This is a genomic window from Luteibacter sp. 329MFSha (assembly GCF_900111665.1).
Classification (GTDB): domain Bacteria; phylum Pseudomonadota; class Gammaproteobacteria; order Xanthomonadales; family Rhodanobacteraceae; genus Luteibacter.
This window is the reverse complement of the sequence record NZ_FOJE01000001.1, coordinates 134,808-151,173: the sequence shown is the minus strand read 5'-3', so window position 1 is coordinate 151,173 and position 16,366 is coordinate 134,808. Positions and strand designations below refer to the sequence as shown.

Annotated in this window: 17 protein-coding genes; all 17 read right to left on the bottom strand. The window is 68.6% G+C overall.

Annotated features, from left to right (window positions below):
• Window positions 1-47 precede the first annotated feature (47 nt).
• Window positions 48-1,385: a flagellar biosynthesis protein FlhF gene (flhF, locus tag BMW54_RS00710; RefSeq protein WP_090052116.1), complete on the bottom strand. Its 1,338-nt coding sequence runs from the start codon at window positions 1,383-1,385 to the stop codon at window positions 48-50.
• Window positions 1,386-1,479: 94 nt separating this feature from the next.
• The gene (flhA, locus tag BMW54_RS00705) at window positions 1,480-3,588 is read right to left on the bottom strand and encodes a flagellar biosynthesis protein FlhA (protein WP_090052114.1); all 2,109 of its coding nucleotides are present in this window, start codon (window positions 3,586-3,588) and stop codon (window positions 1,480-1,482) included.
• Window positions 3,589-3,590: 2 nt separating this feature from the next.
• Window positions 3,591-4,733 carry a flagellar biosynthesis protein FlhB gene (gene flhB, locus BMW54_RS00700; protein ID WP_090052112.1) on the bottom strand — a complete coding sequence of 381 codons (1,143 nt, stop codon included), beginning with the start codon at window positions 4,731-4,733 and terminating at the stop codon, window positions 3,591-3,593.
• Window positions 4,730-5,506: a flagellar biosynthetic protein FliR gene (gene fliR / locus BMW54_RS00695; protein WP_254778969.1), complete on the bottom strand. Its 777-nt coding sequence runs from the start codon at window positions 5,504-5,506 to the stop codon at window positions 4,730-4,732. Before fliR ends, flhB begins: the two co-directional genes overlap by 4 nt.
• Window positions 5,506-5,775, bottom strand: coding sequence for a flagellar biosynthesis protein FliQ (fliQ, locus tag BMW54_RS00690; RefSeq protein WP_089974172.1), 270 nt, complete (start codon window positions 5,773-5,775; stop codon window positions 5,506-5,508). The genes fliR and fliQ overlap by 1 nt, the downstream gene beginning before the upstream one ends.
• On the bottom strand, window positions 5,772-6,521 hold the full coding sequence (fliP, locus tag BMW54_RS00685) for a flagellar type III secretion system pore protein FliP (RefSeq protein ID WP_090052111.1): 750 nt from the start codon (window positions 6,519-6,521) through the stop codon (window positions 5,772-5,774). The genes fliQ and fliP overlap by 4 nt, the downstream gene beginning before the upstream one ends.
• Window positions 6,518-6,931: a flagellar biosynthetic protein FliO gene (gene fliO / locus BMW54_RS00680; RefSeq protein ID WP_254778967.1), complete on the bottom strand. Its 414-nt coding sequence runs from the start codon at window positions 6,929-6,931 to the stop codon at window positions 6,518-6,520. The genes fliP and fliO overlap by 4 nt, the downstream gene beginning before the upstream one ends.
• 5 nt (window positions 6,932-6,936) lie before the next feature.
• The gene (gene fliN, locus BMW54_RS00675; RefSeq protein ID WP_090052109.1) at window positions 6,937-7,272 is read right to left on the bottom strand and encodes a flagellar motor switch protein FliN; all 336 of its coding nucleotides are present in this window, start codon (window positions 7,270-7,272) and stop codon (window positions 6,937-6,939) included.
• A gap of 338 nt (window positions 7,273-7,610) precedes the next feature.
• Window positions 7,611-8,627, bottom strand: coding sequence for a flagellar motor switch protein FliM (fliM, locus tag BMW54_RS00670; protein WP_090052108.1), 1,017 nt, complete (start codon window positions 8,625-8,627; stop codon window positions 7,611-7,613).
• Between the two features lie 16 nt (window positions 8,628-8,643).
• Window positions 8,644-9,135, bottom strand: coding sequence for a flagellar basal body-associated FliL family protein (locus tag BMW54_RS00665; RefSeq protein ID WP_090052106.1), 492 nt, complete (start codon window positions 9,133-9,135; stop codon window positions 8,644-8,646).
• Window positions 9,136-9,642: 507 nt separating this feature from the next.
• Complete coding sequence (locus BMW54_RS18680; protein WP_090052104.1) at window positions 9,643-10,737, bottom strand: flagellar hook-length control protein FliK; 1,095 nt, start codon at window positions 10,735-10,737, stop codon at window positions 9,643-9,645.
• A gap of 41 nt (window positions 10,738-10,778) precedes the next feature.
• Window positions 10,779-11,213: a flagellar export protein FliJ gene (gene fliJ, locus BMW54_RS00655; RefSeq protein ID WP_090052102.1), complete on the bottom strand. Its 435-nt coding sequence runs from the start codon at window positions 11,211-11,213 to the stop codon at window positions 10,779-10,781.
• Complete coding sequence (fliI, locus tag BMW54_RS00650; RefSeq protein WP_090052101.1) at window positions 11,213-12,574, bottom strand: flagellar protein export ATPase FliI; 1,362 nt, start codon at window positions 12,572-12,574, stop codon at window positions 11,213-11,215. Before fliI ends, fliJ begins: the two co-directional genes overlap by 1 nt.
• A complete protein-coding gene (locus tag BMW54_RS00645; protein ID WP_090052099.1) occupies window positions 12,571-13,230 on the bottom strand; it encodes a flagellar assembly protein FliH in 660 nt (219 codons plus the stop codon). The genes fliI and BMW54_RS00645 overlap by 4 nt, the downstream gene beginning before the upstream one ends.
• Window positions 13,230-14,219, bottom strand: coding sequence for a flagellar motor switch protein FliG (fliG, locus tag BMW54_RS00640; RefSeq protein WP_254779213.1), 990 nt, complete (start codon window positions 14,217-14,219; stop codon window positions 13,230-13,232). The genes BMW54_RS00645 and fliG overlap by 1 nt, the downstream gene beginning before the upstream one ends.
• A 13-nt stretch (window positions 14,220-14,232) precedes the next feature.
• Window positions 14,233-15,942: a flagellar basal-body MS-ring/collar protein FliF gene (fliF, locus tag BMW54_RS00635; RefSeq protein WP_090052095.1), complete on the bottom strand. Its 1,710-nt coding sequence runs from the start codon at window positions 15,940-15,942 to the stop codon at window positions 14,233-14,235.
• Between the two features lie 37 nt (window positions 15,943-15,979).
• On the bottom strand, window positions 15,980-16,309 hold the full coding sequence (fliE, locus tag BMW54_RS00630) for a flagellar hook-basal body complex protein FliE (RefSeq protein WP_090052094.1): 330 nt from the start codon (window positions 16,307-16,309) through the stop codon (window positions 15,980-15,982).
• Window positions 16,310-16,366: the final 57 nt, after the last annotated feature.

The following is a 16,366-nucleotide window of genomic DNA, read 5'->3' as shown; positions in this document are numbered from 1 at the left end:
AATGGGACGGAGTCACGCAGGGAGTCGGGCGGGTGCGGCGCGGCCGGTCAGGCCATCGCCGGGGGTGAGAGGCCGAACCGTTCGGCCAGGACGGCGTCGTCGGGTTCGTCGTTGCGCTGCTTGAGGAGCTGCGCGGCGAGGCAGACGAGCTTGTGCGCGTCGGCCGTGGCGATGTCCTCGGGCACGCGCTGACCGTCCGTGGTGTAGTCCAGCGGCATGCCGTGGCGGATCACCGCCGATAGGGCGCCGCCGATCAGCGGCGCCTCGTCGAGCTTGGTGAGGATCGCGCTCTGCGGCGCCAGCGGCGCATAGGCGCGGATGGCGTTGTCGATCGCCTGCGCCTGCGCGTTGGCGGCGAGCACCAGGCAGACGCGGACGTCGGAGGTCGCGCGCAGCGTCTCGAACTGCTGCTGCAGCTTGGGATCGTTGCCGGCGAGGCCCGCGGTGTCGACCAGCACGGTATGGCGGCCGCGCAGCTGCAACAGCACGTTGCGCAGGCTGGTGGCGTCGTGGGCGTTGAACACGCGCACGCCGAGCAACCGGCCGTAATGCTCCAGCTGGGCGCCGGCGCCGATGCGGTACTGGTCGGCGCTGATCAGCGCGACGTTCGACGCGCCGTGGCGAAGCACCGCGCGCGCGGCGAGCTTGGCGATGGTCGTCGTCTTGCCGACGCCCGTGGTGCCGACCAGCGCGGTGACGCCGCCGCCGACGGTGTCGAAGTTGCGACCCGACGTGCGGATGTGACGGGACAGGATACCGAGCGGCAGATAGCGCGCCTGCTCGGCCGTCATGCCCGGCGGCAGTTCGGCGCTGAGCGAGCGGGCGACGTCGCCGTCGATGCCCAGACGGGTCATCTCGCGCAGCACGCGGGCGCGCAGCGGCTGGTCGCGGTCCATCTGATTCCAGGCGAGCGTCGAGAGCTGCACTTCGAGCATCTCGCGCAGGTTGTTGATCTCGGCGCGCACGCCGTTGACGGCGGCATCGTTGGCCGGGGCGACCGTGGCCGCACGGACCACGTCGGCGACGCTCGCGGCGAGCGCGGCGCTGGACTGACGCTGCGGCGCGTTGCCCGTCCCGGCGAAACCCGCCTTCGCGGCGCGTTCCACGGCGGCGGCGGTCGCGGCGCGGGCCTGGTCGATGCGCGCGGCGCGCTCGGCCTCGTCGCGCTGGGCCCGGATCGGCGCCTCTTCGCGCTTCGGTGCCGGCGCGTCGATGCCGAAGCCGGCCTCGCGAACCAGGGCCTCGTCGTAATCGAGGGCGGCGATGATCTCGATACCGTCGTCCATCCGACGCGTCGACAGGATCACCGCGTCGGGACCCTGTTCGTCACGGACCTGGCGCATGGCCTGGCGCATGTCGGGAGCAACGAATCGTTTGATTTTCATGCCTTCGATCCTGTCTTCGTCCTGACGCCCGTCGCGGGGACGCCATCAGTTTCTTCCGCTTGCGTCGCGCGTTCTCCGCGCGACGTCTCAAGTCCTATCGCCCGAGGGCCGTCACCAGCTTGACGCGCCGGTTGTCCGGAACCTCGTTGTAGGCGAGTACATGCAGGTTTTGGGCCACATGACGCGTGAAGCGCGAAAGCCATGGACGCAACGCCGGCGACACCAGGAGCACGGCCGGTTCCCCGGCCGCTTCCTGCCGCCGCGAGGCCTCCGCGACCGACTGCTGGAGGCGATCCGCCAGACCCGGCTCGACCGCGGCGCCGGCGGGGCCGCCACCCTGGAGCGATTGCAGCAGGATCTGTTCGAGATCCGGCGCCAAAGTAATGACAGGCACTTCCGTGCCGAGGCCCGCGATCTCCTGCACGATCTGGCGGCCGAGGGTGACGCGCACCGCGGCGGCGAGGACGCCGGGATCCTGGCTCTGGCCCGCGTGCTCGGCGAGCGATTCCACGATGCCGCGGAAGTTGCGGATGGGCACGCGCTCGGCGAGCAGATTCTGCAGCACCTTGACCACCGCGCCGAGCGACAGGCGCTTGGGCACCAGGTCTTCCACGAGCTTCGGGGTCTGCTGCGCGAGGCGGTCGAGGAGTTGCTGGACGTCCTGGTGGCCGATGAGCTCGTGCGCGTGGTTCTGCAGGATGTGCGAGAGGTGCGTCGCGATGACCGTGGCGGGATCGACCACCGTGTAGCCCAGCGTCTGCGCATGCTCGCGCAGGCCCGGCTCGATCCAGACGGCGTCGAGGCCGAAGGCCGGATCGCGCGTCGCGATGCCGTTGATCGTGCCGTGCACCCGGCCCGGATCGATCGCCAGCATGCGTTCGGTGTGGATCTCGGCCTCGCCCATCGGCACGCCCATCAGCGAGATGCGATAGCCGTGGGGCACGAGGTCGAGGTTGTCGCGGATGTGCACGGACGGCACGAGGAAGCCGAGTTCCTGCGAAAGCTTGCGACGCACGGACTTGATCCGCGCCATGAGTTCGCCGCCCTGCGCCTTGTCCACGAGCGGGATCAGGCGGTAGCCGACCTCGAGGCCGATCGTGTCGACCTGGGCCACGTCCTCCCACGACAGTTCGAGACGCTCGGCCGGCGGCGCCGACTCGAGCGCCAGCTCGGTGCCCGGCGTGCCGGCGCCGGACACGATGCCCGCGGCCGCGTCGAGCTGCTTGCGGTGCAACTTCCACGCGCCGAAGCCGGCCACGCCGGCGAGGATCAGGAACGGGATGTTCGGCATGCCCGGGATCAGGCCCATCGTGCCCAGCACGGCCGCCGCGACGCCCAGCGCCTTCGGCTGGCCGAACAGCTGCCCCATGACGTGCTTGCCCATTTCCTGGGACTTCGACACGCGGGTGACGATCACGGCGGTGGCGATCGAGAGCATCAGGCCCGGCACCTGTGCCACCAGGCCGTCGCCGATGGTCAGCAGCGTATAGGTGCGCGCCGCCTCGCCGGCCGAGAGGCCGTGCTGGAGCATGCCGATGAAGAAACCGCCGATGATGTTGATCGCGAGGATCAGGATGCCGGCCGTCGCGTCGCCGCGGACGAACTTCGAGGCACCGTCCATCGAGCCGTAGAAGTCGGCCTCCTCGCGGACCTCCTGCCGGCGCTCGCGCGCCTGCTCCTGCGTCAGCAGACCGGCGTTGAGGTCGGCGTCGATCGCCATCTGCTTGCCGGGCATCGCGTCGAGGGTGAATCGCGCCGTCACTTCGGACACGCGGGTGGCGCCCTTGGTGACGACCACGAAGTTGATGATCGTCAGGATGGCGAACACGACGAAACCCACGGCGAAGTTGCCGCCGATGACGAATTCCCCGAACGCCTCGATCACCTTGCCCGCCGCCCCCGGACCGTTGTGGCCATGGAGCAGGACGACGCGCGTCGACGCGATGTTCAGCGCCAGGCGAAGCAGCGTGGCGAACAGCACCACGGTGGGGAACGACGCCAGCTCCAGCGGCCGCATCACGTACATCGTGGCGAGCAGGATCACCAGCGACAGCGCGATGTTGAAGGTGAACAGCAGGTCGAGCATGAACGGCGGCAGGGGCAGCATCATCATGCCGAGCATGATCAGCATCGCCACCGGCGCCGCGATGCCGCGGCGGCCGATCTGGCGGAACGTGCCCATGAAGCTGGAGGAAGCTGCCATCGTCAGTTATCCATTCTGTAAGGACCCATGAGGTCCGGGTCGATCTCCTGCCGGGGCAGGTCGGGCGGCAGGTCGCCCATGGCGATCGCCTGCTTCAGCCGGAACACGTAGGCCAGGATCTGGGCCACCGCGACGTACAGCCCCGCGGGGATTTCGCGTCCGATTTCCGTCGTGTGATACAAGGCGCGTGCCAACGGAGGGGCTTCGACCACCGGAACCTTCGCGCCGCCACCGATATCGCGGATCTGCTGGGCGATGACGTCCATGCCCTTGGCCACCACGCGCGGCGCTCCCATGCGGTTTTCGTCGTATTTCAGGGCCACGGCGAAGTGGGTCGGATTGGTCACGATCACGTCGGCCGTCGGCACGTCTTCCATCATCCGGCGACGCGCCATCTGGTGCTGCATCTGGCGGATTTTTGACTTCAGCTCGGGACTGCCCTCGTTCTCCTTGTGCTCGTCCTTCACTTCCTGCTTCGTCATCTTCATCTTCTTGGTGAAGCTGAACTTCTGCCAGGGAGCGTCCACGAGCGCGATGGCGCCGAGCGCGCAGCCGAAGACGAGCGAGGCGTGTCCGAAGATGCCGAACGCCTTGGCGATCCCGTCCGCGACCGGACCGGTGCCGACGCTGTACATGTCGTGCGTGGAGCGCAGCAGGAACCACGCGAGGGCGCCGCCGATCAGGATGAGCTTGAGCACCGATTTGCCCAGCTCGACCAGACCGTTGACGGACACGAGCCGGCCGAAGCCCTTGATCGGGTCGAGGCGATCGAATTTCGGGGCCAGCGCCTTGGTGGAAAAGTTCAGCCCGCCCATCACCGCCGGCGCCGCGACCGCGGCGACCATGGTCACGGCGAAGACGGGTCCGAGCAGCTTCAGGCCCTCCAGCGCGGCGGTCATCAGCGCCCGGGACAGACCGTTCGTGGCGAACAGGTCGTCGCGGCCGTAATGCAGGCCGACGCGCATGATGTTCGCCGCGTGGACCGACATCTGGTCGCGCGAGGCGATCAGCGTGGCGACGCCCGAGAGCACGACGATCGCGGTCGACAGATCGCGCGAACGCGGCAGATCGCCCTTCTCGCGCGCTTCGCGAAGGCGTTTTTCACTAGGGGCTTCGGTGCGGTCGTCCTTTTCGCTCTCGCTCACGGGGAAGGCCTCCCGATGAGCTGGCGCATGGTGTCCCACGCGTCCGTCTGCAGCGAATCGAACGCGCCCGGGAGCGCGCGCAGGGCGAGCCAGACGGCCAGCAGGCCGAGGCAGATGGTGATCGGGAAGCCCACCGCGAACAGGTTCATGGACGGCGCCGAACGGCTGATCGCGCCGAAGCCGAGGTTGACCACGAGCGTGGCCGTCAGCGCGGGCAAGGCCACGCGCACGGCGCCGGAGAACAGGTGCGTCGCGAAGTCCAGCACGCCCCAGATGCCGTTCGCTCCGATGCCCTGCTCGCCCACGGGAAGCGTGCGGAAGCTGTCGGCCAGCAGGGCGATGAGCTGCAGATGGCCGTTCATGACCAGGAACAGCAGCGTCACCAGCATCATGTAGAACTGGCTCAGCACCGACACCGTGCCGCCCAGACCCGGGTTGATCGTCTCGGCGAAGCCGAGGCTCATCGCCTGCGACACCAGCTGGCCGGCGAACGACACGGCCTCGAAGATCAGCCTGAGGATGAAACCCAGCGCGGCGCCGACCAGCACCTGCTGGGCCAGCGTCGCGATGCCCTGTGCCGAGATCGGACGGACGTCGAGCGGCGCCAGCGGGGCGAGCACCATGGTCAGGACCAGCGCCAGCCCCAGGCGAACGCGCATCGGGATCGTCGTCGCGCCGAGCACGGGGGCGACCAGCAGCAGGCCCGAGATGCGCGCGAGCGCCCAGCAGGCGCCGCCGACCCATCCCTCGAGCTGGCCGAAGTCGATCGGCATCAGCGGACCGCCTGGGGAAGGTTCTCGATGAGCGTGCGGGTGAACTGCACCAGCGTCCGCAGCATCCACGGGCCGGCGATGATCATGACCAGCGCCATCGAGATGAGCTTCGGGATGAAGCTCAGCGTCTGCTCGTTGATCTGCGTCGCCGCCTGGATCATGCCGATCAGCAGGCCGACCGCGAGCGCCGTAAGCAGCAGCGGCGCGCCGATGAGCATCGCGATGTGCAGGGCCTGCTGGCCGAAGCCGATGACGGATTCCGGCGTCATTGGAAGAAACTCCCCGCCAGCGTGCCCAGCAGCAGCGTCCAGCCGTCGACCAGCACGAAGAGCATGATCTTGAACGGCAGCGAGATGATCATCGGCGACACCATCATCATGCCCATCGACATCAGCACGGAGGCGACGACCAGATCGATGATGAGGAACGGGATGAACAGCAGGAAGCCCATCTGGAACGCCGTCTTCAGCTCGCTGGTGACGAACGCCGGGAGCGCGACGCGGTACGGCACCGCGTCCTTGTCGGCGTACGGCTGTTCGCCGGCCAGCTTCGTGAAGAGCTGCAGATCGGGCTCGCGCGTCTGTTCGAGCATGAAATGGCGGAACGGCGCGGCGGCCAGCGGCAGCGCCTGCTGCACGCTCATCTGGCCGTCCATGTACGGCTTGATGCCCGCGTCGTACGCCTTGTCGATCACGGGCGTCATGACGAAAAGCGTGAGGAACAGCGACAGGCCGAGGATGACCTGGTTCGGCGGCGTGCTGTTGGTGCCGAGCGCCTGGCGCAGGAAGCCGAGCACGATGATGATGCGCGTGAACGACGTCATCATCAGCAGGATCGCCGGCAGCGCGGTGAGCGCCGTCATCAGCGCCAGCAGCTGGATCGACAGCGACCATGTCTGGCCGCCGTTGGCGCCCGGCTGCACGTTCAGCAGCTGGATGCCCGGGGGATCGGCGGCGAACGCCGGAAACGGGGCCAGAAGGAGAAGAAGGAGGACGAGCCAGGGCCAGCGCTTCATGGGCGCTTCCACTGGGCCAGGACGTCGCGGAACCCGCGGATCGGAGGCGTCGGGCCCGCCGGGGTGTCGACCTCGACCGGCGTCTCGAGCACGTGCAGCGTGCGCAACCCACCCGTCGGCGAGGCGCCGACCAGCAATTGCGTACCGCCGACTTCGAGCAGCATGACCTTTTCCTTGATGCCGACCGGCATCGATTCGATGACGCGGATCTTGCGTCCGCCCGGACGCACGCGCGCCTGGGCACGGCGGCTGAGCCAGCCGACGAAGAAGATGAGCGCCACGACGCCGAGCAGGCTGATCAGCACGCGGAACAGTTCCGCGCCGGTGTCGACCGCCGGGGCGGCGGCCGGAGCCGCCACCAGGGCGCAGGGCAGGAAGCCGCCCGCGAGGGCGGCGACGGTACGGCGCACGTGGATCACCGCAGCTTGCGGACGCGCTCGGCCGGGCTGATCACATCGGTCAGCCGGATGCCGAATTTCTCGTTGATGACGACGACCTCGCCATGGGCGACGAGGGTGCCGTTGACGAACACGTCGAGCGGTTCGCCGGCGGCGCGGTCGAGTTCGACGACCGAACCCTGGTTGAGCTGGAGCAGGTTGCGGATGCTGAGCTTGGTGCGGCCGACTTCCATCGCCATGGTGACCGGCACGTCGAGGATGACGTCGAGGTTCACCTCGTTGCCGAGGCCGATGGACGAGGCCAGCGAGGCGTCGCTGGAGTCGATTGCGTCGAGGGTGGTGGGTTCGTTCATGTCCGTTCCAGTGAGAGACGTTGCCGGGTGCAGGCCATGTGAAGCAAGCGGCGTGCCACGGTTCTGGTCGACGGGAAGGATGGTGAAAACGGCGTCGCGACGCGGTTCGGGAAATGCGGGCGGCGTCGCAGTCGGGATGTGACGCAACGCGACAGTCAGAAAGCTGACGCTCGACGGCAGTTAGTCACCAAGACGGGCCATTGACGGGGTCGCTTTCCGGACATGGATCGCCGATACGATCGGCTCCCACCCCTTCGGTAGCCGGGTCCGGCCAGCAGCTACCGAAGGGTGGGAGCCGATCGCATCGGCGACGCCGGCCGACGGCCGGCCACGGCGCGTCAGACCGGCTCGGTCACCGGCTGGGCGGGTGCCACCGCGGGGCGCGGCGCGTTTCGGCGCAGCAGCGAGTCGAACTGCACCGCCTTGTTGCCGCCCGAGTTCGCCATGCGGCCACGGAAGATGGGCACGTCTTCGGCGAAGACGGTCGCCGTCTCCGGCAGACTGATCGGAATCACGTCGCCCTTGCGCAGGTGCAGGAAGTCGCCGATGGTCAGGCGCGCCTCGGCCAGCAGCGACGTGATCTCGACCTCGGCGTCGAGGATTTCCTCGTGCAGGTTCTGGATCCAGCGATCGTCGCGCTCGGCGCGGTCGCTCTGCACGCCCGCGTCGAGGAGCTCGCGGATGGGCTCCACCATGGAATACGGTAGCGTCAGGTGCACTTCGCCGCCGCCACCGTCGAGCTCGATATGGAAGCGCGAGACGACCACCGTCTCCGTCGGGCTGACGATGTTCGCGAACTGCGGGTTGATCTCGGAGTTCAGGAACTCGAACTGCATCTTCAGCACCGGTGCCCAGGCCTCGGCCATCGCGGTGAAGGCCTCCTGCAGCACGATCTGGATGACGCGGTTCTCGGTCGGCGTGAAGTCGCGTCCTTCGATGCGGGCGTGGTAACGACCGTCGCCGCCGAAGAAGTTGTCGATCACCGTGAAGACGAGGCGCGGCTCGAACACCATCAGCGCGGTGCCGCGCAGCGGTTTGATGCGGATGAGGTTGAGGTTGCTCGGCACGGCCAGCGAATGGACGTACTCGTTGAACTTGGTCATCTTCACGCCGAGGACCGACACCTCGCACGATTTCCGCAGCACGTTGAACAGATTGGCGCGGAAATAGCGGGCGAAGCGGTCATTGACCATCTCCAGCGTCGGCAGGCGGCCGCGAACGATGCGGTCCTGCTGGGTGAAGTCGTAGTCCTGGATGCCGCCAGGCGGCGGGAGTTCGACCTCGGTCTCGACCGCGCCACCTTCCACGCCCGCGAGCAGGGCGTCGATTTCTTCCTGGGTGAGGATGTCGCTCATGGCCGCGGAGTCCCCGTCACTGCATGATGAAGCTGGTGAAATAGACCGCGTCCACGCCGGGACGCCCGATCTTCGCCTTGAGCACGCGCTGGATCTCCGCGAGCGCCGACGCCTGCAGCTTCTGCTTGCCCTTCACATCCGACAGCGACTTCACGTCCTGTGCCGAGAACAGCATGAGCAGGGCGTTGCGGATCTCGGGGTCCGCCTCTTTCGCCGCGGCGATCGCTTCCGGGTCGTGCGACATCACGTTGACGCCCACCTGGAGGAAACGCAGCGCGTTCTCGTCCTGGAAATTGACGACGAACGCCGGATCGAGCTGGAGGTAGACCGCCGGCTTCGACTTCGCGACCTCGGCTGCGCTCTCGGCGCCTTTGTGGCCGCCCTTCAGCATGAACCACGCACCGGCGCCGCCCGCGGCAAGGACGACAAGCGCGCCGACGATGAGCACGAGGCCCTTCTTTTTCTTTTTCGGTGCGCCTTCGGCGTCGGTGGGAGCTGCTGCGGCCATGCTTGGAAACCTCTGGTGCGAATTCGTCGGATGTATCGGCCCTCGCGGGCCCCGGTACTAGTGTGCAATCGGCGTGCCAGTGGCGACGCAACGGAAAAGGCCCAATTTACCGGGGTGTGACGTGGTTTGCGTCAGTCGGAATAACGGCACAAGTCGAAACTTTGACGCCCCGTCGGAGCGGACCCGGCCGCGACGGCTCCTCGCCGAACGCCACAGGCCCTGTTGCTCTTCGCGAAAACATGTCGCGGCCAGGGCCGCTCCAACCCCAGCCGTTACCCTGTGGGAGCGGACCCGGCCGCGACGGCTCCTCGCCGAACGCCACAGGCCCTGCCGCTCTTCGCGAAAAGATGTCGCGGCCGGGGCCGCTCCAACCCGAGCCGTTACCCTGTGGGAGCGGACCTGGCCGCGACGGCTCTTCGCCGAACGCCACAGGCCCTGCCGCTCTTCGCGAAAAGATGTCGCGGCCGGGGCCGCTCCCACAGCGTCCGGGCGGGCCCGGTGCTCTGGTCATGCCACCTCGTCGACCAGACCACGCGGCGAGATGCGCGTGGTGGCGACGACGTCGGGAGCGGAGCCCTCGATATCGCCGCTCTGCCCCGTCACGCCATTCTGGCCGTCGGCGCCCTGCCCCGCCTGGCGCTGCCCGACGTCAGCCTGGCCGAGGGAGAGCCCGTGGTGCGCAAGCATGGTGTCGAGATGCGACAGCGTCTGCTGGACGGCATGAACCGCCGCCGGATGCTGCGCGATGATCGCGACGTTGACCTTGCCGCCATCCATGTTGACGCGCACGTCCATGCTGCCGAGCTCCTCGGGGTGCAGCTTGATCCGCGCCTCCTTCACCTGGCCCGAGCCCATCCACGCGATCTGGTCGCCCAGTTCCTGCGCGAACTGCGGCGATGTGGCCGCCTGGGTGGCCTGCATCTGCACGACGGGCGCGGCGCCATGCGCCATCGGCTGGCCATGCACGAGCGGCATCGGGCTTCCGTTCGCCATGTCGATCGCCGAACCCGGATCGTCCTTCCCGATGGCGGCACCGCTCGCCTGGGCGGCCATCAGCGCGTCGAAAGGCGATGCCGTCGCCGCCGGCGCCACGGCAGCCGCCGCGAGCGCACCGCCCGCGTCGGCCGCCGTCGCCAGAAGGCCGGCCTCGGCGTTCTGCGGCTTCGCCGCGTCGCCGGGCAACAGCGCCGCAAGGGCAGCCGTCGCACCCAGGGCACCGCCCACGGGGCCTGCGGTCGCGTCCTTCACGGCGCCCAGGACGCTCGTCGCGGCCTCCGTGACCTTCACGGGCACGCCGATGAGCGAAAGCATCGTCGCGGCGATCGACGGATCGCCGGTGACCGCGGCGTCGTCTTTCTTGTCGGCCGCCTTTTCGTCGACGGCGGCGTCCTTCGCGGGCGGCGCCTTCGACGGAGGAGCCGCTTTGTCGGTGCCCGTCGCCGTCGACGGATGCTGCGTCTGGCGCGCGTCCGCGTGAGCGGCGTCGAGGGCGGCGTCGAACCGCTTCGACGGTGCCGCATCGTCCTGCACGCGCGGGCCCGTGGGCGCCGGGGACGAAGCGGCAGCGTGCGCGGTCTGAAGGGCGAGCGTGGCGTTGTTCATGGGGTGATCCGTGCATTTCGTTCGGTGATGGGACAGGCGCGTCAGCCGTCGTCGCGCGGCGCGCGGCGATACTGTGAGCGCTCGTCGGCCTGCTCCTGCTCGCGGCGGTCCTGCTGCTTGCGCTCCTGGTCCCGGTATTTCGTGGTGACGGAATCCAGCGCCTTCGCGCGACCGCGCGCCGTCGCCCAGTCGTCGCGCGCGCGCTCGAGCGCCTTGCCGCGCCGTTCCACTTCGCTCATCTGCTGGACGATGGCCATGTCGATCTTCTGCAGGAACTGCTGCCGGTTGAGCAGCGCCGTGACGCCGATGCCGTCCGGCATGCCCGCATACTCGTTGCGATAGCGGCGCAGTTCCGACAGCTGATGCTCGGCCTCCGCCACGGCGCGCTGGTGCGTGGCAAGCGCGAGCGTCGCCTTCTCCGCGCGCTCGGCGGCAAGGTCGACGACGGGTTGCAGACGGTCGGCGCGGGAAGGCATCAGCCGGCCTGCGTCGTTTCGGCGAGACCCGCTTCGGCCTCGTCGAGATTCACGGGCACGTCGGTCTCCTGCTGCAGGAACGCCGAGAGACGCGGATACAGCGCGATGGCCTCGTCGGTGCGGGGATCGCTGCCCTTCTGGTACGCGCCCACGGCGATGAGGTCGCGCTGCTGGCGGTAGGCCGAATAGACCTGGCGGAAGCGCTGCGCGGAGCGCATGTGCTCCTTCGACACCACCGCCGGCATGACGCGGCTGATGGAGGCCTCGATGTCGATCGCCGGATAGTGTCCGGCCTCGGCCATGTCACGCGATAGCACGATGTGGCCATCGAGGATCGCGCGCGCGGAGTCGGCGATCGGATCGTGGCGATAATCGTCGCCCTCGGTGAGCACCGTGTAGAACGCGGTGATGGAGCCACGGCCCTCGGCGTCGTTGCCGGCACGCTCGACGAGCGCCGGCAGCATGGCGAACACGGACGGCGGATAGCCCTTGGTCGCGGGCGGCTCGCCGATCGCGAGCGCGATCTCGCGCTGCGCCTGCGCGTAACGCGTCAGGGAGTCCATCAGCAGCAGCACACGCTTGCCCTGGTCGCGGAAATGTTCCGCCACGGCGGTCGCCACCTGCGCCCCGCGCAGGCGGGACAGCGGCGGCGCATCGGCCGGCGCGGCGATGACGACCGCGCGGCGGCGACCTTCCTCGCCCAGCGTGTGGTCGACGAATTCCTTCACTTCGCGGCCGCGTTCGCCGATCAGCCCGACGACCACGACATCCGCGTCCGTGAAGCGGGTCATCATGCCCATGAGCGTGGACTTGCCCACGCCGGAGCCGGCGAACAGGCCGATGCGCTGGCCGCGACCGACCGTCAGCAGCGAGTTGATGGCGCGGACGCCCGTATCGAGCGGCGTGTCGATCGGCTGGCGCAGCATCGGATTGATCGGATCGCGGCGCAGCGGCACGCGCTCGCGCGCGTGGAGCGGCCCCTGTCCGTCCAGCGGCGCGCCATCCGGACCGATGACGCGTCCCAGCAGCGAATCGCCCACCGGGATGCCCGAGACGGCCGCGACCGGCGTCACCCTGGCGTTCGGCAGGACGCCGTGCATTTCGCCCGTGGGCATGAGCAGGAGACGGCCGTCGGAGAAGCCGACGACCTCGGTTTCGAGCTGCTTGCCGTCGGCGCCGGCGACCATGCACCGCGCGCCCACCGGGGCTTCGCAGCCGACGGCCTCGAGCGTGAGGCCCACCACGCGGCGCAGCTTGCCCTCGGCCTGCATCGGCCGGACGTGTTCCGCGCCGGCGCGCTGGGCGGCGAGCGTCTCGCGCCAGCGCGCGTTGCGCGACGCGACGTGCTGCTCGGCGTTCACGGGGCGTCGGCCTCCTCGTCGTGGAGTTCGGGCTGCCCCTGCAACACGCTGTCGATGACGGCAGCCATGCGCGTGCGCACGCGACCGTCGAGGCGCGAGTGTTCGCTTTCGAGACGCACGTCGCCACGCGATAGCGCGGCGTCGTCGACGACGGTCCCTTCGTGATCGAGCGACGAACGATGCTCGCGAACCAGCGCCGCGTCGGCGGGATGCAGGTGGATCTTCAGGTGTCGGCTCGCCGCCGGCAGCGCGTCGACCGCCTGGCGCACCACGTCCACGATCTTCTCCGGTCGCGTCGCGATCTCGTAGCCGAGGACGCGCTCGGCGATCACCGTCGCGAGCTGCGCGAGGTCGCCCGCCACCTCGTCGTCGAGGTCGGCGAAGGGACGCTGGACGGCCGCGACCAGCGCGTCGAAGCGCGCGACCTGCTCGGCGAGCTCACGCTTCGCCATCGCGCGACCTTCCGCGAGGCCGGCGTTGAAGCCCTCCTCGCGCGCCTGCCGTTCGATCGCCTCGATCTCGGCGACGGTGGGCCGATGCGGCCCCTCGTCGTCCTGCCCCGCGGGATCGGGCGCATCGACCCCGCCAACGATCGGGAGCTCCCAGCGCTCGAACTGTGCGACGCTCTCGCGGGCGAGGATCGAGGTCAGGCTCATCAGACGAATTCTTCCCCGCCACCGGCGAGATTGATCTGGCCGGCGTCGGCGAGACGCCGCGCGGTGGCCAGCACTTCTTTCTGCGCCGCGTCCACTTCGGACAGACGCACCGGGCCCTTGACCTCGAGGTCGTCGCGCAGCATGTCGGCGGCACGCTTGGACATGTTCGAGAAGATCTTCTCGCGGATGGCGGCTTCCGCGCCCTTGAGCGCGGTGATCAGCCGTGCCGACGGCACTTCGCGCAACAGCGTCTGCATGCTGCGGTCGTCGAGATCGGCGAGATCGTCGAAGACGAACATCAGCTCCTCGATGCGCTCGCCCAGGCCCGAATCGATGCCGCGGATCGACGCCATCAGCTCCGCCTCGCGCGAGGTCTCCATCGCGTTGAGGATATCGGCGGCCGCCTTGAGGCCACCCACGCTGGCGGATTTCAGCTTGTTGGAATTGCCCGAGAACTGGCGCTCCATGATTTCGTCGAGCTCGTTCAGCGCGTGCGGCTGCACGCCGTCGAGCGTCGCGATGCGCATGACGACGTCGCTGCGCGTGCGCGCCGGCAGGTAACCGATGACTTCGGCGGCCTGGTCGGACTCGAGGTGCGCCATGACGAGCGCGATGATCTGCGGATGTTCCTGCCCGATCATTTCGGCGATCGCGCGGCTCTCCATCCACTTCAGCGACTCCAGGCCCTTGCTGCTGCGGCCGAGGAGGATGCGGTCGATGAGGCCGCCGGCCTTGTTCTCGCCCAGCGCGTTGACCAGGATGCGGCGGATGTATTCCTCGGTGCCGACACCGATGGAGGTGTGCTGGCCGACGTCCTCCTGGAGGCGCGTCAGGACCTGGTCCACCTGCTCCTTGCTCACGTTCTTCAGCGCGGCCATCGCCGTGCCCACGGCCTGCACGTCGCGTGCGCCGAGGTGCTTGAGGATCGATGCCGCGTCTTCCTCACCGAGCGTGAGGAGCAGGATCGCGGCGCGCTGCGCGCCCGTCAGGGCTTCCTTCTGCTCAGCCGCCATCGTCGGACACCCAGCTCTTCACCACTTGCGCCACCTGCTTTGGATTCTCGGCGGCCATGCGCTTGGCGAGGCCCACCTTCTGTTCATAGGCCAGCAGCGCGGGCGAACCGAGCTGTGCCTGGGAGCCCGTGCTGACGCGATCGGGCGTCATGTCGTCGTCGTCGACCATGACCGACACGGTCGGCATGGGGCCGGCGAGCGCGACATTGTTCATGGCCAGCGGCGCCGGCTTCAGCAGGCCCTTGAGGATCGGGCGCAGCACGAAGAAGCCGACGATCAGCGCGATCATCACGCCGAGGCCCTGCTTGATCAGGTCGAGCATGCCCGGGCGTTCCCAGAACGGCGTGCTCTGGGGCGCCTCTTCGGCCACGTTGCCGTGGAAGGCCTCGTTGATCACGCTGACGCTGTCGCCGCGCGCCGCGCTGAAACCCACGGCGTTCTTGGTCAGCTCGGTCAGGCGCGTGAGCTCTTCCGGCGTGAACGGCACGCTCTTCGTCTTGCCGTCCTTGTCGGGCACCTGCTTGTTGTCCACCACCACCGCGACGGAGAGGCGCGCGACCTTGCCGGCCGGATCGGTGACATGGCTGACGGTGCGGTCCAGCTCGTAGTTGCGTGTCGCGTTCTGCGTCTGCTGCGTGGGCGTCTGCGTGGCCTGCGTGCTGGCCGTCTGCGCGCCCGCCTTGCCACCGGCGGCGGGATTCGCCGCCGTGGCGTTGGCGCCGGTGTTCGGCGGCTGGTTGCTGAGCGCGCCCGGCACGCCGCCGTTGTTCGCCGGCTCCGTGCGCGTGTCGCTGCTGGTCTGCTCGCTGCGCAGCGCGGGATTGTCGTGGTTGAACGTTTCGCTCGCCTTTTCGGTCTGCGAGAAATCGAGATCCGCGAACACCTGCGCACGCACCTTGCCCGCGCCGACCAGTGGCGTCAGGAGGTCTTCGACGCGCTGGGTGTACGTCGCTTCGATGCGGTTCGACAGGCGCAGCCGGCTATCGCCGATCGCCGAGGCGCTGTCGGGATCGCTGACGGTGAGCAGGTTGCCGGCCTGGTCGATGACCGACACCTGGCGGGTGTCGAGGTCGGGAACGCTGGCCGCGACCAGATGGACGATCGCGGCGACCTGGCCCTGGTCGAGCTGGCGACCGGGATACAGCGTCACGACGACGGACGCGCTGGCGGGCTTGTTGTCGCGGATGAACGCCGACGGCTTGGGCAGCGCGAGGTGGACGCGCGCCGCACGCACGGACTGCAGGCCCGCGATGGTGTTCGAAAGATCGTTTTCCAGCAGCGACTGGTAGCGGGAGCGCTCGGCCATGTCGCTCATGCCGAACGGCGAATCCGTCTGCGGCACGGCGCTGGCCGCGCTGCCCTGCGGGAGGCCCTGCCCCGCGAGCTTCAAGCGGACACCCGCGACGTCGGCCGCGGGCACGAAGATGGAACTGCCGTCGGTGCTCAGGGTGTACGGGGTATTGCCCGCCTGGAGCGCCTGCGTGACGGCGGCGGCGTCCTTCTGCTCGAGGCCGCCGTAGAGAAGACCGTAGTTCGGAGCGCGGGACCACATCACCGCGGCGATGCCGATCGCGACGGCGCCGGCGATGCCGGCCAGCATGAAGAGCTGGCGGGCCGCCGGCGTCTGCGCCAGCGACTTCAGCGAATCCATGCGTGACGCCGTGTTGCTATCCGTGGTGGCTACGCCGTTGTCTGCCATGGTTCGGGTCGAATCCTGTCGGTGGGATCAACGTCGATCAGATCGACATGTTCATGATTTCTTTGTACGCATCGACCATCTTGTTGCGCACCTCGGTGAGGGCGCGGAACGAGAGGTCGGCTTTCTGGCCCTGGATCATCACCTGCGCGAGATCGATGCCGGGATCGCCGCGCTCGAACGCCATCGCCATGTCCTTCGCCTTGCCCTGCTGTTGCGAGACGCCTTCGATCGACTGCTTCAGGAGGTCGCCGAAGGCACCCTTCTCGGCCGCCACCGTTTCGCCGACGCCCCGGATCGCGGGCATCTCGGTCTGCGCGCTGATGCGACGCATCTGGAGCAGGAGGCTGTTGACGTCGATCGTGGTCATGACGGTTTTCCAACGCTTGCATCGGGTTTACGACACACGATGCACGACCTGTGCCAA

What these genes read in the sequence shown, in the direction of transcription:
- fliN (WP_090052109.1), bottom strand. Translation starts at nt 7,272, where the DNA reads ATGAACGAACCCACCACCCTCGACGCAATCGACTCCAGCGACGCCTCG.
- BMW54_RS00665 (WP_090052106.1), bottom strand. Translation starts at nt 9,135, where the DNA reads ATGGCCGCAGCAGCTCCCACCGACGCCGAAGGCGCACCGAAAAAGAAA.
- flhA (WP_090052114.1), bottom strand. Translation starts at nt 3,588, where the DNA reads ATGGCAGCTTCCTCCAGCTTCATGGGCACGTTCCGCCAGATCGGCCGC.
- fliP (WP_090052111.1), bottom strand. Translation starts at nt 6,521, where the DNA reads ATGAAGCGCTGGCCCTGGCTCGTCCTCCTTCTTCTCCTTCTGGCCCCG.
- flhF (WP_090052116.1), bottom strand. Translation starts at nt 1,385, where the DNA reads ATGAAAATCAAACGATTCGTTGCTCCCGACATGCGCCAGGCCATGCGC.
- fliR (WP_254778969.1), bottom strand. Translation starts at nt 5,506, where the DNA reads ATGCCGATCGACTTCGGCCAGCTCGAGGGATGGGTCGGCGGCGCCTGC.
- BMW54_RS18680 (WP_090052104.1), bottom strand. Translation starts at nt 10,737, where the DNA reads ATGAACAACGCCACGCTCGCCCTTCAGACCGCGCACGCTGCCGCTTCG.
- fliQ (WP_089974172.1), bottom strand. Translation starts at nt 5,775, where the DNA reads ATGACGCCGGAATCCGTCATCGGCTTCGGCCAGCAGGCCCTGCACATC.
- fliM (WP_090052108.1), bottom strand. Translation starts at nt 8,627, where the DNA reads ATGAGCGACATCCTCACCCAGGAAGAAATCGACGCCCTGCTCGCGGGC.
- fliF (WP_090052095.1), bottom strand. Translation starts at nt 15,942, where the DNA reads ATGGCAGACAACGGCGTAGCCACCACGGATAGCAACACGGCGTCACGC.
- BMW54_RS00645 (WP_090052099.1), bottom strand. Translation starts at nt 13,230, where the DNA reads ATGAGCCTGACCTCGATCCTCGCCCGCGAGAGCGTCGCACAGTTCGAG.
- fliE (WP_090052094.1), bottom strand. Translation starts at nt 16,309, where the DNA reads ATGACCACGATCGACGTCAACAGCCTCCTGCTCCAGATGCGTCGCATC.
- fliJ (WP_090052102.1), bottom strand. Translation starts at nt 11,213, where the DNA reads ATGCCTTCCCGCGCCGACCGTCTGCAACCCGTCGTCGACCTTGCCGCC.